The following is a 13,571-nucleotide window of genomic DNA, read 5'->3' as shown; positions in this document are numbered from 1 at the left end:
GCAGTTTGGCCTAAGGCGAATTGGACTTAACCAGGCATTAGCGCAGCGACAGCAGCCCAAAGAACAATGAGGGGTCGGCCGCAGGCTGATCGGCTTCAGAGAGTGGCTCGGGGCACAGGTGCCAGTGGGCGTTCTACTGTTGTTGACGGCGCAGCTCGGCCAGGCGGGCAGCCAGGGCGTCCAGCTCCGCGTTCTGCCCGTGCGGCAGCTGACGCAGTACGCCCTGGCCAAGGCGCATCTGACGGATAAAACGCCGGCAGCGATAACACATGGCCAGGTGCAGGCGCACGCTCACTCGCTGGCGCAGGCTCAAACGGACATCAAGCAGATCGCTGGAAAGGGCTACCAGCTCCTTGCAACTCAGCATTGACCGGTCTCCTCGAAATGCTCAAGCGTGGCATACACCTTGAGGCGGGCACGGTGCAGCAGCACCCGTACATTGGAGGCAGAAACCTGCAGAAGGTTACAAATCTCCTCCAGTTCCAGACCTGCACGCTCACGCAGGTGCAGCACACTGCCTTGCTGTTCGGGCAGGCTGGCCAGGGTTTTCTCCAGGCACTGGCGCAGCTCATCCTCGGTCAGCAAAGCCTCCGGGCTGTCATGATGCCAGGCATGGGGGGCCAGCAACCAGTGGCCGCTCTCGCTGAAACGCTCGTCGCCAATGCTGCCATGGGGGGACGGCAGATCGTCGAGCAGCACTTCGCGGCGGTTGTGCTTGAGGCGGGTCTTGGCAGTGTTGGCGGTGATGGTCAGCAGCCAGGTTTTCAGGCTCGCTCGGCCCTGAAAACCGTCCAGGCTGCGCACCACGGCCAACCAGGCATCCTGCACCACCTCATCGGCATTGCGGCTGCCGACTATGGCATAGGCCACCGCGCGCATCGCCCCCTGATAGGTGGCGACCAGCTCGCGGAAAGCCTTCTGCTCACCGGCCAGAAGACGCTTTAGCAGATCGGCATCCGTCATGAAGCTCCCGTAGGGTGCGCCGTGCGCACCAGCGCCGCGTCAACAGGTGCGCACGCGCCGCCCCAGATCAATGTTTGCGCAGAATCACGCTACCAATCGAATACCCCGCGCCAAATGAGCTGAGCACCCCGAGGCTGCCGCTGGCCAGGTCGTCCTGGTGCTTGTGCAGGGCGATCACCGAGCCGGCCGAACTGGTGTTGGCGTAGGTGTCGAGGATCACCGGTGCCTCGCCCGGCTCGGCATCGCGGCCCAGCAGCTTGCGCGCGATCAGCAGGTTCATATTGAGGTTGGCCTGGTGCAGCCAGAAGCGCTTGACGTCGCCGACGTTCAGCTGGTTTTCCGCCAGGTGGGTGGCGATCAGCTCGGCCACCATCGGGCAGACGTCCTTGAACACCTTGCGGCCTTCCTGGACGAACAGCTTGTCGCGGCTACCGATGCCTTCTTCCGCACAGCGGTTGAGGAAGCCGAAGTTGTTGCGAATATTGTTGCTGAACTGGGTGATCAGCTTGGTGCCGACGATATCGAACTGATAGGCCGAGGTGGCCTGGTCGGCGCGCTCGATAATCACCGCGGTGGCGGCGTCGCCGAAGATAAAGTGGCTGTCGCGGTCACGGAAATTCAGGTGGCCGGTGCAGATTTCCGGGTTGACCATCAGGATCGCCCGCGCCTGGCCGAGCTGTACGCTGTTGGCCGCGGCCTGGATACCGAAGGTGGCCGAGGAGCAGGCCACGTTCATGTCATAGCCGAAGCCCCGAATGCCCAGCGCCGCCTGCACTTCGATGGCCACGGCCGGGTAGGCGCGCTGCAGGTTGGAGCAGGCGACTATCACCCCGTCGATATCGGCGGCGGTCTTGCCGGCGCGTTCCAGGGCGTCCTTGGCAGCGCCTACGGCCATCTCGCAGAGGATGCCCCACTCCTCGTTGCTGCGCTCGGGGATGCGTGGAGCCATGCGCTGGGGGTCGAGGATGCCGGCCTTGTCCATGACAAAGCGGCTCTTGATGCCCGAGGCCTTCTCGATAAAGCCGCTGCTCGACTCGCTCAGCGCTTCCACTTCGCCACGGGCGATGGCCGCTGCATTGTCGGCATTGAACAGCTGAACGTAGGCGTTGAATGACTCAACCAGCTCATCGTTGGAAATACTGTTCGCCGGGGTGTAGAGGCCGGTCCCACTGATCACGACGTTATGCACGGTCATTCCTCTTGGTTCTTTGCCGCCCAGGGCGGCCAGTTAGGCAGTCAGCCCAAGGCGCACTGGCCTTGGGCAAATATCCGGGCTTACAGGCACACTGAGTTCGCTCCATGAAACGTCCTGTTACTAGCCGCAGAGTTTGCCACAGCCCGAGGGGCTTCGTCCGCCCTGCCCACAGGCGCAAATGCAACAAAATGACGGCTATTGGGGCAAAACTGCGCATAACCCACAGCCCGGCGGGGTCGGCAGCGGCGCGGCCCGGTGCCTCACCCATCCGGGCGATTGCCGACTGTAGGACAATCTATAAGCTGCGCTCCACCTCCAACAACAAAAAAGGTTTCCCCCATGCGCAGGCTGCTCTTGTTGCTGCTGCTCGGTGTTTCGTCGCTGTCCCAGGCCGCCGTGGGCGTGTTCCCCGACAGTACCTTCCAGAGCCTCGATCACGGTCTGTACTGGTTCGGTTACGGCGACAGCTGGCAGAAGGCCGTGCCCGGTCAGAGCAATGCCTATTTCGGCACCGCTAAGCCGACCATCATCTATGTACACGGCTGGCAGAACGGCTCGACCCAGAAGAAGAACCGCGAGACCTTCAACCGCCAGGATGCCGGCGGCCCCAACCTGGACCTGGCCCACGCCTGGCTCGCGGCCGGTTATAACGTCGGCGTGCTGTACTGGAACCAGTTCGCCGACGAAGGCGAGGTAAAGGACGCCGAAGCCAAGATCTGGACCGCCAGTGGCCCGCGTGCCATGCGCTGGCGCAATAGCAGCGGGGCTTACAGCAACGGCCCCAGCCAGTCGGTCGGCGACCTGCTGTTCAACAGCTACAAGGCCAATATGGCCAGCTACAGCGGCAGCAATATCCGCATTCTCGGCCACTCCCTGGGCAACCAGATGGCTATCGTTCTGACCAAGAAGATCAGCGATGCGGTAAGCGCCGGCAGCCTCAACAACCGCCTGCTGCCCAAGCGCGTGGCCCTGCTCGACCCCTTCTACTCCAATTACGCCAAGAGCTACCTGGGCAACAAATGGGTCGGCGAAGTCTGCCGCACTTATGTCAGCGAGCTAAAGACCAAGGGCGTGATTTTCGAGACCTACCGCAGCTCCGGGGCCAGCAGTACCGGTTTTATCGGCGACAGCAACAGCGGTCTGATGAACATGACCGCCTTTACCGAACTCAAGCCCTGGTACTTCGGCTCCACTCAATTGACCGAGAAGCACAACGCGGCGGTCTGGCACTACCTCTGGTCGTTCAGCAGCAACCCGCCGCTGATCAGCGGCACCAGCAATCAGGCCGCGTCGGCCAGGACCAGCGACAGCCGCATCGCCGCCATCATGAATGGCAGCAAGAAGCTGGTGCACGACCAGGGGGCCTATACCAAGGAGCCCGCCGACGACAACTTCAAGGAAGCCAACCGCTAACGCACCTACGCCCGTCCCCGGACGGGCTTTTCTCCTCGCCGCGGCCCGCTCGGGCATGCGCACTTGACTATTCGGTCACCGCATGAAAAAAAGGCCCGCACGCGCCTCTAGTTTCTGCGGCGCATGCGCTCTATTCCGCAACCTGGATCCCTTCTCATGGCCCTGCATACCTGGCTGCTCTATCTCACAGCGGTGATCGGCCTGGCGCTGACCCCGGGGCCCAACGGCCTGCTCGCCCTCAGCCATGGTGTGCTCTATGGCCATCGCAAAACCCTGTTTACCGTCAGTGGTGGCGTGCTCGGCTTTACCCTGCTGATGGCCTTGTCGATGCTCGGTATCGGTACCCTGCTACAAGCCTCGGCGCAGGCCCTGATCCTGCTCAAATGGCTCGGCGGTGCCTATCTGATCTGGCTTGGCATTCAACTCTGGCGCGCCCCGCCCCTGCACCTCGCCATGGCCGAGAAAGCCACCGAGAGCAGCGGCGTCAGGTTGTTTCGCCAGGGTCTGCTGTCGGCGCTGTCCAACCCCAAGGTGATCCTGTTTTTCGGCGCGTTTCTACCGCAGTTTCTCAACCCGGAAGCGGATCTCTGGCTGCAATTCGCGATCATGGCCGCCACCTTCGCCCTGGTCGAAGGCGGCGTCGAATACCTGCTGGCACGCATGGCCCATCGCGTTCGCCCCTGGTTGCAGCGCAGCGGCAAGGGCTTCAACCGTTGCTGCGGCAGCCTGTTCGCCCTGATGGGGGCCGCCCTGCCGATGACCCGCTAGCCGGCACTCCCGTCCAGCTACACCCGCCCCATAACCCCGGTGCCTGACCCGCGCCCGCAAGGCCTGTCCATGACCCCAGCCACCGCAACTGCGGCCCCACGTCTGTCCGCCCGCGCCATCATCCTGATCGAGCTGGCCCTGGCCCTCGGCGGCTTTGCCATCGGTACCGGCGAATTCGCCATCATGGGGCTGATGCCCAATGTCGCCCAGGACCTGGGCATCAGCGAGCCCCAGGTCGGCCACGTGATCAGCAGCTATGCCCTGGGCGTGGTGGTCGGAGCCCCCCTGCTGGCGATCCTCGGCTCGCGCCTGTATCGCCGGCATCTGCTGCTTCTGCTGATGAGCTGCTTTGCCATCGGCAACTTCGCCAGCGCCCTGGCCCCCGACTACCAGGCGCTGATGCTCTACCGCTTTCTCGCCGGCTTGCCCCATGGGGCCTACTTTGGCGTGGCCATGCTGGTGGCCGCCGCCATGGCCGCCCCGCATAAACGCGCCAAGGCGGTCAGCCGGGTGCTGATGGGGCTGACCATCGCCATCCTGATCGGTAACCCGGTGGCCACCTGGCTCGGCCAGTGGTTGAGCTGGCGCTATGCCTTTGTCATGGTCGGGGCCATCGCCCTGCTCACCGTGGCGATGCTGGCGATCTTCCTGCCGCTGGACAAACAGCAGGCGCGCAGCAACCCCCTGGGCGAGCTGCGCGCTTTCAACCGCGCCCAGGTCTGGCTGGCCCTGGCGATCAGCTCGGTCGGCTTCGCCGGGATGTTCTGCGTGTTCAGCTATCTGGCCCCGACCCTGCTCGAGGTGACCCGCCTCGACGCCCGCTGGATCCCCCTCGCCCTGGCGGCGTTCGGTCTGGGCGGCATCCTCGGCAATATGTTCGGCGGCTGGCTGTTCGACCGGCTGCGCTTCCAGGCCGTGGCCTGGCTGCTGCTGTGGAGCGCCCTGGTACTGGTACTGTTTCCCCTGTCCGCGCAGTCGCCCTGGAGCCTGTTTCCCGCGGTATTCGCCGTGGGCACCATGGTCGCCCTGTCGCCGGCCCTGCAGACCCACCTGATGGATGTGGCCCACGGCGCGCAGACCCTGGCCGCCGCCTCCAACCATGCCGCCTTCAATATCGCCAACGCCCTCGGCCCCTGGCTCGGCGGCCTGGCGATCAGCGCCGGTTTTGCCTGGACCGTCACCGGCTATATCGGAGCCGCCACGGCCGTGGCCGGCCTGCTGGTGTTTTACTGGGCCTGGAAAATCCAGCCAGCCGCCAGCCCCGCGCCGGGCGAACAGCCGGGGATGGCTACAGCGCGGGCCGCCCCGTCCCCGCACCCAGCCCCCGGTCCCTGATGAAAGGTCTGCTGCTCCTGCTCGCCCTGGGGGCCTGCCCGTTGCTGGCAGCGGAACGCCCATTGCGCTTCTCGATCAACGACAGTTGGGCCATGCCCATGGTGCAGATCGAACGGGGCCAGGCCATCGGCGGCATTCTGGTCGACCTGCAGCGTCGCCTGGCGGCCAAGGTCGGGCGCAAGGCGCGCCTGCTGGTGATGCCGCGCCTGCGGGTGCAGCAGGCCCTGGAAAGCGGCGATATCGACGTGCGCTGCTATGTCAGCCCGAACTGGCTGCACAGCGGCCATCACCGCTATATCTGGAGCCTGCCCTTTATGACCCAGCGCGACGTGCTGGTGGGACGCATCCCGGGCCTGATGCAACCCGAAGATATCCAACGGCAACGCCTCGGTACCGTACTCGGCTTCACCTACCCACGCCTGCAGCCGTTGTTCGACAGCCGCCAGCTGCTGCGCGAAGACGCCCGCACCCAGCACCAGGTGCTGCTCAAACTGGAAGCCGCACGCTACAGCTACGCGATCAGCAACGAACTCAGCCTGCACTGGTTCAACCGCGCCCGACCGGCGCACCAACGCCTGCATATACTCGGCGAAATCGCCGCCGTCCCGATCGCCTGCATCGTCCGCGATGCCCCGGACATCCCGACCATGGCCCTGCTGCGCGCCATGGTGCAGATGAAGCAGGACGGTGAATTCGAGGCGATCCTGGCGCGTTATCGCTAGGTTTTCCCCCTCGGCAGGCTGGAGCGAATAACCGTACTGGATGGCCAAACGATTCTGCATAGGGCTGGTGCGCACGCCCCCCTAGAGCGGAGGGCCCTGTTCAGCGGTCTTTCAGCGGGTTTGCGCCTCGATATCGAAGCCCTTGCGGTTATCGCTGACGATGCGGAAGTTCTGCGTGCTACCGGGTTCGACCTTGACCGCCAGCTCGCGGCGCAAGCGCCCCTTGCCGCACAGGGTGTCGTCCATCTCGTCGATGCCGATGCCCAGCACCCGCGTGCCGGTCGGCACCTGGAAACGCGCCACCTCGCCCATGCCGATACGCGCCGCCACTGTGCGGTCCACCAGAATGGCCACATAACAGCCCGCGCCCATACCGCCGAAATCGCGGTTGACCACCAGCTGCCCGCCCCCGTCCAGCGACTCCTGATAGCCCAGCAGACGGTCCTCGGGTACCGCTTTGACGTTCTCCGGGTCGCCCCTGAAGGATGAGCAACCAGCCAACAGCAACAGGGGTAATACGGCACAAATCATTCGCATGGGAGCCCTCCATGGGCGCAAGGATGTAACAAGGAAAATAACGCAAAACGCCTCGAGTATCGGTCCAGGCGCGGCTGGCCTCAAGTGCAGGCGCGTCCGCCCACGCGACCAGGGCTCAGCGGCCCATGCGCCGCAGCAGACGCGCCTGCAACTGTTCCAGCTCGGCCGCCTCGGCCTTGACGCTGGCATGAATGCCCAGCTGCTCCCCGGCAAAGCGCGGCACGATATGCATATGCAGATGGAACACCGTCTGCCCGGCCGGAGCACCGTTGAACTGCGCCACCTGCACCCCGGCAGGTTCCAGCTCATCCACCAGCACCCGGGTCAGGCGCTGCACCACGGCCATCACCTTGGCCAGGCTGTCCAGGTCGACCTCCAGGATATTGCGCGCCGCCGACCGCTTGGGGATCACCAGGGTATGGCCGTAGGACTGCGGAAACACATCGAGGAAGGCCAGCACATCCTCGTCCTCGTACAGCTTGTAGCAAGGGGCTTCGCCGCGAATGATCTGGGCAAAGATATTCTGTGCATCGTAATCGCCGTGCAGGCTCATCTGGGTTCTCCGTTAACCAGGGCTTGAGGTGGGCTAAACCATACCCGCTTGCGAGCAAAACCGCATGCCAACAAGACACAGGATGCACCCGTCGTCGCCTACCGGTATCGTGCGCTGCTCCGCCGTTACCCAGGACCCGCCCCATGCGCCCACGTCTGCCGTTCACCGCCATGCTCTGCCTCGCGGCACTGTATGCGGCCACCGTATCGGCCAGGGTCGAGGTGGAGGCCGCGCAGCACCCAAGCCTGGGCCGGGTGCTGGCAGTCAAGGTCAGCGAAGAGATCGCCCCCGGCGACTACGAGACCCTGCTCAAGGGCATCCAGAGCAACCCCGGCCAGTTCAACCGCAAGATCGTGCTGCTGGACACTATCGGCGGCAGCGCCCCGGAAGCCATGCGCATGGGCCGCCTGTTGCGCGAAACCGGCTTCGACGCCCTGGTACCGGGCACCGGCATCTGCCAGGGCAGCTGCATTTACCTGCTGGCCGCCGGCCACAAGAAGACCGTCAGCGGCCATGTCGGCCTGCACCGTCCGCCCTTCAGCAGCGGCGACTCCGCCCAGGCCCAGGCCGCCCACCGCCACGAACGCTATAGCCCGGCGGCCTACTTCCGCGAAATGGAGGTGTCCGGCCGCCTGGCCGAGGACATGCAGCGCATCGTCCCGCAGCGGATGAAGCTGCTGTCGGCGCAGGAACTGGCAAGTTATGGACTCAATGAACTTAAGTGAGGGGGAAGGTCTACGCCATCCCCAAACAACCTGGATATCGCTACGCTCTATTTACCCTAAGCGGAGGCGCTTGTGCTTTTACGTGGCGAGCCGTCATCGTACAAACGGCAGCGATTTCCAGACCAGGTATAAACCGGCCGGCGTAACCGAAAGACCGCCACTCGCCGATAATCCCGCGCAGACGCCGGGCCAACTCGCCCCAGGAGCCGCCGACTTTGATCCAAGCCAGATCATTTCCCCATCTGCCCCTGGCGGTAAAAATACTCCTGCTGGCCCTGGCCTATATCCTCGCCGGCCGCCTGGCGCTGCTGCTGGCCATCCCCCCCGGCTTCGCCAGCGCCATCTTCCCGCCCGTGGGGATTGCCCTGGCGGCCGTATTGATCTGGGGTTACCCCATGCTCGTCGGGGTGTTCCTCGGCTCCACCCTGCTCAACCTCAGCATCGGCTTCAGCGGCTTCGAGGCGCTTGACCTCAGGGCGCTGCTGATCGCCACCGGGATTGCCCTGGGCACCACCTTGCAGAGCCTGTTCGGCAGCTGGCTGATTCGCCGCTATGTGGGTTTCCCCACCGCCCTCACCGATGAGCGCAGCATTTTCCTCCTGCTGTTGCTGGGCGGGCCGCTGGCCTGCCTGCTCAGCGCCAGCGGCGGTACCAGCGTGCTGTACTTCAGCCAGGTGATCGGAGCCGCCGAGTGGTCCTTCAGTTGGTGGACCTGGTGGGTGGGTGACAGTATCGGCGTACTGGTCGCCACCCCGCTGATGTTTATCGCCTTCGCCCAGCCGCGGGCCATCTGGCGCAGCCGTATGGGCAATGTGGGGCTGCCCTTGCTGATCAGTTGCGCGATCATGGTGCTGGTCTTTATCCGCTCCAGCGAAGCCGAACAGCACAACCTCAAGTTGCGCTTCCATGAGCAGGCCAAGCTGATGAGCGTCACGCTGCAATCGCGCTTCGAGCTGTACGCCAAGGCGACGCAGTCGATCGAACGCTTTTTCAGCGCCTCGCAGCAAGTGACGCGGGAAGAGTTCGCCCGTTTCGTCGCCGACCTGCCGAACACCTATCCGGGCGTTTCGGCGCTGGCCTGGGACCTCCAGGTGGGTGCAAGCGAACGGGAGGCCTACGAGGCCGCCCTGGTCGCCGAAGGCTTCCCGGATGGGCGTATCAGCCAGTACAACGACGCCGAAGCCCTGATACCGGCAGAGCGGCGCAATAGCTATGTGCCGATCACCTATGTCGAACCCCAGGACAGCAATGCCAAGGTGATCGGCTTCGATGTCGCCAGCAACCCGCTACGCCGCCAGGCGATGCTTCGCGCCCGCGACAGTGGCCAGGCGACCATGACGGCACCGATCAGCCTGGTCCAGGACGCCCAGGCGCAACCCAGCGTGCTGATCTTCCATCCGGTGTACCAGGGCGTCGCACCGCTCGACCTCGAACAGCGCAGAAGTGCCCTGTACGGCTACGCGGTGGCGGCCATTCGCATCAATGACCTGATCGACAACGCCCTCGGTGTCTATCCGGCAGACAGCTTCCAGTTGCAGTTGCTGGATGTCAGCGATGACGTAGCTCACCCGCTCTATGGTCAGGCCAGCAGCGACCTGCCCGCCTATGCCACAGCCCTGGTCTGGCAGGAGCGCTTCGAGGTGGCCGGGCGCAGCCTGCAGTTGACGATCGCCCCGAGCGCGGCCCTGTTGCAGCGTAACCACGGCCTGCAGTCTTGGGCGGTACTGACCGGTGGTTTGCTGCTGTGTAGCCTGCTCGGCGGTTTTCTACTGGCCATGACCGGACGAGCCGAGCAGATCAGTCAGCAAGTCGAACAGCGCACCCTGGAACTCAGCGCCATCCTCGAGAACGCCGCCGAAGGCATCCTCATCTTCGATGCCCAGGGCCGCATCGAGCGGGTCAACCCGGCCAGTACCCGCCTGCTCGGTTATAGCGCCGAGGCCCTGGGCCAACGCCGGATCGAGCAGCTGATTCCGGCCCTGACCCTGCAGAACGGCGAGGACCTGACGGGCAAACTGGGCAAACCGCTGGAGGTCGGTGGCATGCATGCCAACGCCCAGCAACTGGAGCTGGAAATCACCCTGAGCACCTATGAACTGCCCGGCCGCCGGCTGTATATCGGCATGCTTCGCGACATCAGCGCACGCAAGCAGGTCGAGCGCCTGAAAAGCGAATTTATCTCCACTGTCAGCCATGAACTGCGCACGCCCCTGACCTCGATCCAGGGCTCGCTCGGCCTGCTGGCAAGTAGCACATTCGGCGAGCTGCCAGCCGTGGTGCAGGAGCTGGTGCAGATCGCGAAGAGCAACTCGGAGCGCCTGATCAACCTGGTCAACGACATCCTCGATATCGAAAAGCTGGAATTCGGCCAGGTCGGCATCCACCTCAGCCGCATCGAGCTGCGCCCGCTGCTACACGAAGCGCTGGCGCACAATCGGGGCTATGCCGATAGCTTCGCCGTGGGCTTGCAGCTGGACGACAGCGGGCTGCCGGAGCAGACCCTGATCGCGGGCGACAGCCTGCGCCTGCAACAGGTGCTGAGCAACCTGATCTCCAATGCGGTGAAATTCTCCACCGCCCAGGACCGGGTCGAGATCAGCGCGGCGCTGGTCGACGGCCATGTGCGGGTACAGGTGCGCGACCACGGCCCGGGCATAAGCGAGGAATTCCGCACGCGCATCTTCCAGAAATTCGCCCAGGCCGACGGTTCCGACGGCCGTCGCCACGGCGGTACCGGGCTGGGCCTGAGCATCTGCAAGACCCTGATCGAGCGCATGCACGGGCAGATCGGCTACAGCAGCGTGGTCGGCCAAGGCAGCACCTTCTACTTCACCCTGCCAGTGCAGGAGGCATAGGGCTCGCCCGCGGCTATCCACGCCCCTCCCGTCGCTTTATTCGCCCAGCTGCCCGCCCTGCACCGGCACCTCGGCCTTGCGCCATAGCGACCAGCCCAGCGTCATGCCGGCCGCGGCGAGCAGGATGGCGGCGATGCCGACCAGTTGGCTCGGCTGCAGCTGGTGGTCGAAGGCCAGGTAGTCGACCAGGATCGCCACCACCGGGTAGATAAAGGAGAGTGCCCCGGTCAGGTGGGTCGGCAGTTTCTGGATCGCGCCGTACAGCAGGATGTACATCAGCCCGGTATGCACCACGCCGAGGGTTACCAGCGCCCCCCAGCTGGCCGCATCGGCGGGCAACTGGCTCAGGTTGGCGAAGGGCGCGAGCATCAGGATGCCGACGCAGACCTGGATCAGCGCGATCAGGTGTGGCGGCGTGCCCTTGAGCTTCTTCGCCACCAGCGCCGCCAGGGCATAGAAGAAGGCCGCGCCCAGGGCCAGGAGGATGCCGCCGAGGTAGTCGCTGCCAACATAGCCGGCATTGGGCTTGGCCTGCACGATCAGCAGCATGCCGGCGAAGGCCAGGCCGAGCCAGCTGAGCTTGGTCGCGGTCAGCCGCTCGCCGAGGAACAGCGCACCGAGTCCCACCAGGATAAACGGCTGGGTGTTGTACACCGCCGTGGCGATGGATATGGAGGCACGCGGGTAGGCGGCGAACAGCAGCAGCCAGTTGAGCACGATGGCCACCCCGCCCAGTGCGGCGAAGGCCAGCAGGCGCGGGGTCAGGCTGCCGCGCAGCAGGCCGAGGGCGGCACATACCGCCAGCAGCACCGGCGCGCCGATGACGCAACGCCAGAACACCACATCCAGTACCGGTTGCCCGGCGTACACGACGAACCAGCCGATGGTTCCGGAAATCATCATGGCTGCGGTCATCTCGAACGTGCCACGCGTCTTGCTGTTCATGGCTCACCTCCGTCATGGGTCTGGGACATAAAATATTATGTGGCGGCGGTTCTTTACATGGCCTAAAAAAGGCTAATGGCCAAATAAACCTAATTATCTAAGCCATACAGCCTGATTTCTGGAGAAACGAAAAATGATCGACGAAATCGACCAGAACATCCTCGAAATGCTCCTGCAGGACTCGCGGGTTTCCCTCAAGGAACTGGCGCGCCGGGTCGGCCTGTCCTCGCCCAGCGTCGCGGAGCGGGTGCGCCGCCTCGAGGAGCGCGGGGTGATCCGCGGCTTTACCATCGAAATCGACCCCGTGGCGCTCGGCTACCAGTTGCAGGCCATCGTCCGGGTCAAACCCCTGCCGGGCATGCTGCATCTGGTGCAGAAGCTGATCGAGGACACCGCCGAGTTCTGCGAATGCGACAAGGTCACCGGCGACGACTGCTTCGTGGTGCGCCTGCACGTGCGCTCGATCGACCAACTCGACCATATCCTCGACCGCATCGCCGACAAGGCGCAGACCAGTACGGCGATCGTCAAATCGCAACCGATCAAGCGCCGCCCGCCGGGTATTGGCCAGCGCAAAGCCACGCCGGGGCGCGTGTAGTGAATGGCTCGTCGGGGAGTGCTGCGCTCAACCACATCCCGCAGGCCGGGCGCGCTCAGGGGGCGAGGTAACGCTGCACGATGCGCGCGTAGCTGCCATCGTCCACCAGCGCTTCAAGGGTCGCGGCATAGGCGCTGACAAAGGCCGGAGTGAGCGCCCGCTTGCTGAAGGCCACCTCGGCCGCCTCGGTTGAAACCACCACGTCGCTGGGTTTGATCCGCTCGTCGAGGCCCAGGGCCCGGAGTTCGTACACCCCGCTGTGCTCGTCGGCGATGATGCCGTCGATCCGCCCCCTGTCGATCATCTGCCACAGACTTTCCCGGCTGGCCACCAGTGCGACCCGGGCGGCGAAGGCCTCGTGGTCCATCAACCGCTGGTAATCCGGGCCGTAGGACACATTGATCTGTGCACCCAGGCGAAATGGCGTGTCCTGCAAGTCGAGCAAGCGGTTGACCGGCCAGCGCTCCAGCGCGTCGACATGCATAAAGAGGATATTGCGTGAGGGCTGCGGCAACGCCCCGGAAAAATAGGCATAGGCCTCGCGCTCGGGCTTGCGAAAGGCTCCGGGGAGGATCTCCAGCCGCCCCAGCTCCAGCTCCTTGAGCGCCCGCCCCCAGGGCAGCTTGACCAGGCGGGCCTGACAGCCCAGACGCGCCAGAGCCTCGCGATTGAGGTCGACATCGATACCGCCGACACTGCCATCCGCCCGGCGCATGCTGAACGGCGGATCGTCGTCCCAGCGCAGGGATTTCTCGCAGGCCCAGGCGCTGCCCGGCAACAGGGCCGCCAGCGCCAGCAGGGCTAGCGGCGGGTTAAGGCCCAGGGTAGTGAGGAAACAGGCGGCGACTCTGCTCAAGGTCATTGCTCACTGCGTGCTCAAGGAGGTGCCCCGAGTCTAGCAGCGCGGTCGAGCTCGCGGCAGACCGCGCCGCTCGCACCGCGCCCAAGCGGCGATGCCGGGT

Annotated in this window: 14 protein-coding genes; 7 read left to right on the top strand and 7 right to left on the bottom strand. The window is 64.7% G+C overall.

Going from position 1 to position 13,571, the window contains the following annotated elements:
* Nucleotides 1-133 precede the first annotated feature (133 nt).
* The 3 genes from AACY13_RS05390 to AACY13_RS05380 all read right to left on the bottom strand — a co-directional run bounded on the left by AACY13_RS05390 (nucleotide 134) and on the right by AACY13_RS05380 (nucleotide 2,152).
* Nucleotides 134-367, bottom strand: a complete 234-nt coding sequence (locus AACY13_RS05390; protein ID WP_339459819.1) for a zf-HC2 domain-containing protein — start codon at nucleotides 365-367, stop codon at nucleotides 134-136.
* Nucleotides 361-963: an RNA polymerase sigma factor gene (locus AACY13_RS05385; protein ID WP_339459818.1), complete on the bottom strand. Its 603-nt coding sequence runs from the start codon at nucleotides 961-963 to the stop codon at nucleotides 361-363. Before AACY13_RS05385 ends, AACY13_RS05390 begins: the two co-directional genes overlap by 7 nt.
* Nucleotides 964-1,030: 67 nt before the next feature.
* Nucleotides 1,031-2,152, bottom strand: coding sequence for a beta-ketoacyl-ACP synthase III (locus tag AACY13_RS05380; protein WP_339460026.1), 1,122 nt, complete (start codon nucleotides 2,150-2,152; stop codon nucleotides 1,031-1,033).
* Between the two features lie 345 nt (nucleotides 2,153-2,497).
* On the opposite strand from AACY13_RS05380, the gene AACY13_RS05375 reads away from it, so the two are divergent.
* The 4 genes from AACY13_RS05375 to AACY13_RS05360 all read left to right on the top strand — a co-directional run bounded on the left by AACY13_RS05375 (nucleotide 2,498) and on the right by AACY13_RS05360 (nucleotide 6,396).
* Nucleotides 2,498-3,571 (top strand): hypothetical protein, encoded by a 1,074-nt coding sequence (locus AACY13_RS05375; RefSeq protein ID WP_339459816.1) that lies wholly within the window; start codon nucleotides 2,498-2,500, stop codon nucleotides 3,569-3,571.
* Nucleotides 3,572-3,727: 156 nt separating this feature from the next.
* Complete coding sequence (locus tag AACY13_RS05370) at nucleotides 3,728-4,339, top strand: LysE family translocator (RefSeq protein ID WP_339459814.1); 612 nt, start codon at nucleotides 3,728-3,730, stop codon at nucleotides 4,337-4,339.
* 69 nt (nucleotides 4,340-4,408) lie between these two features.
* Nucleotides 4,409-5,674 carry an MFS transporter gene (locus AACY13_RS05365; RefSeq protein WP_339459813.1) on the top strand — a complete coding sequence of 422 codons (1,266 nt, stop codon included), beginning with the start codon at nucleotides 4,409-4,411 and terminating at the stop codon, nucleotides 5,672-5,674.
* Nucleotides 5,674-6,396 (top strand): substrate-binding periplasmic protein, encoded by a 723-nt coding sequence (locus AACY13_RS05360; RefSeq protein ID WP_339459811.1) that lies wholly within the window; start codon nucleotides 5,674-5,676, stop codon nucleotides 6,394-6,396. Before AACY13_RS05365 ends, AACY13_RS05360 begins: the two co-directional genes overlap by 1 nt.
* Nucleotides 6,397-6,507: 111 nt before the next feature.
* Here AACY13_RS05360 and AACY13_RS05355 read toward each other — a convergent pair whose 3' ends face one another.
* Nucleotides 6,508-6,933: a 3-isopropylmalate dehydratase gene (locus tag AACY13_RS05355; RefSeq protein WP_339459809.1), complete on the bottom strand. Its 426-nt coding sequence runs from the start codon at nucleotides 6,931-6,933 to the stop codon at nucleotides 6,508-6,510.
* Nucleotides 6,934-7,048: 115 nt separating this feature from the next.
* The gene (locus AACY13_RS05350; protein ID WP_339459807.1) at nucleotides 7,049-7,486 is read right to left on the bottom strand and encodes an HIT family protein; all 438 of its coding nucleotides are present in this window, start codon (nucleotides 7,484-7,486) and stop codon (nucleotides 7,049-7,051) included.
* 143 nt (nucleotides 7,487-7,629) lie between these two features.
* On the opposite strand from AACY13_RS05350, the gene AACY13_RS05345 reads away from it, so the two are divergent.
* On the top strand, nucleotides 7,630-8,211 hold the full coding sequence (locus AACY13_RS05345) for a hypothetical protein (RefSeq protein ID WP_445262525.1): 582 nt from the start codon (nucleotides 7,630-7,632) through the stop codon (nucleotides 8,209-8,211).
* A gap of 215 nt (nucleotides 8,212-8,426) precedes the next feature.
* The gene (locus AACY13_RS05340) at nucleotides 8,427-11,066 is read left to right on the top strand and encodes a CHASE domain-containing protein (protein WP_339459806.1); all 2,640 of its coding nucleotides are present in this window, start codon (nucleotides 8,427-8,429) and stop codon (nucleotides 11,064-11,066) included.
* 36 nt (nucleotides 11,067-11,102) lie between these two features.
* Here AACY13_RS05340 and AACY13_RS05335 read toward each other — a convergent pair whose 3' ends face one another.
* A complete protein-coding gene (locus tag AACY13_RS05335; protein ID WP_339459805.1) occupies nucleotides 11,103-12,011 on the bottom strand; it encodes a DMT family transporter in 909 nt (302 codons plus the stop codon).
* A 133-nt stretch (nucleotides 12,012-12,144) separates the two neighbouring features.
* Here AACY13_RS05335 and AACY13_RS05330 point away from each other — a divergent pair, with 133 nt between their 5' ends.
* Nucleotides 12,145-12,609, top strand: a complete 465-nt coding sequence (locus tag AACY13_RS05330; protein WP_339459803.1) for an Lrp/AsnC family transcriptional regulator — start codon at nucleotides 12,145-12,147, stop codon at nucleotides 12,607-12,609.
* Nucleotides 12,610-12,664: 55 nt separating this feature from the next.
* Here the strand turns inward: AACY13_RS05330 and AACY13_RS05325 are convergent, their stop codons facing one another.
* On the bottom strand, nucleotides 12,665-13,471 hold the full coding sequence (locus tag AACY13_RS05325) for a substrate-binding periplasmic protein (protein WP_339459802.1): 807 nt from the start codon (nucleotides 13,469-13,471) through the stop codon (nucleotides 12,665-12,667).
* Nucleotides 13,472-13,571 lie beyond the last annotated feature (100 nt).

The sequence above is a fragment of the Pseudomonas sp. EA_105y_Pfl2_R69 genome (genome assembly GCF_963970915.1).
In the GTDB taxonomy this organism is placed as follows: domain Bacteria; phylum Pseudomonadota; class Gammaproteobacteria; order Pseudomonadales; family Pseudomonadaceae; genus Aquipseudomonas.
This window is presented reverse-complemented; position numbering and strand designations above follow the sequence as displayed.

Coding starts and splice junctions, on each gene's coding strand:
- AACY13_RS05370 (WP_339459814.1), top strand. CDS start 3,728: ATGGCCCTGCATACCTGGCTGCTCTATCTCACAGCGGTGATCGGCCTG.
- AACY13_RS05325 (WP_339459802.1), bottom strand. CDS start 13,471: ATGACCTTGAGCAGAGTCGCCGCCTGTTTCCTCACTACCCTGGGCCTT.
- AACY13_RS05390 (WP_339459819.1), bottom strand. CDS start 367: ATGCTGAGTTGCAAGGAGCTGGTAGCCCTTTCCAGCGATCTGCTTGAT.
- AACY13_RS05350 (WP_339459807.1), bottom strand. CDS start 7,486: ATGAGCCTGCACGGCGATTACGATGCACAGAATATCTTTGCCCAGATC.
- AACY13_RS05345 (WP_445262525.1), top strand. CDS start 7,630: ATGCGCCCACGTCTGCCGTTCACCGCCATGCTCTGCCTCGCGGCACTG.
- AACY13_RS05365 (WP_339459813.1), top strand. CDS start 4,409: ATGACCCCAGCCACCGCAACTGCGGCCCCACGTCTGTCCGCCCGCGCC.
- AACY13_RS05375 (WP_339459816.1), top strand. CDS start 2,498: ATGCGCAGGCTGCTCTTGTTGCTGCTGCTCGGTGTTTCGTCGCTGTCC.
- AACY13_RS05335 (WP_339459805.1), bottom strand. CDS start 12,011: ATGAACAGCAAGACGCGTGGCACGTTCGAGATGACCGCAGCCATGATG.
- AACY13_RS05385 (WP_339459818.1), bottom strand. CDS start 963: ATGACGGATGCCGATCTGCTAAAGCGTCTTCTGGCCGGTGAGCAGAAG.
- AACY13_RS05355 (WP_339459809.1), bottom strand. CDS start 6,933: ATGCGAATGATTTGTGCCGTATTACCCCTGTTGCTGTTGGCTGGTTGC.
- AACY13_RS05360 (WP_339459811.1), top strand. CDS start 5,674: ATGAAAGGTCTGCTGCTCCTGCTCGCCCTGGGGGCCTGCCCGTTGCTG.
- AACY13_RS05330 (WP_339459803.1), top strand. CDS start 12,145: ATGATCGACGAAATCGACCAGAACATCCTCGAAATGCTCCTGCAGGAC.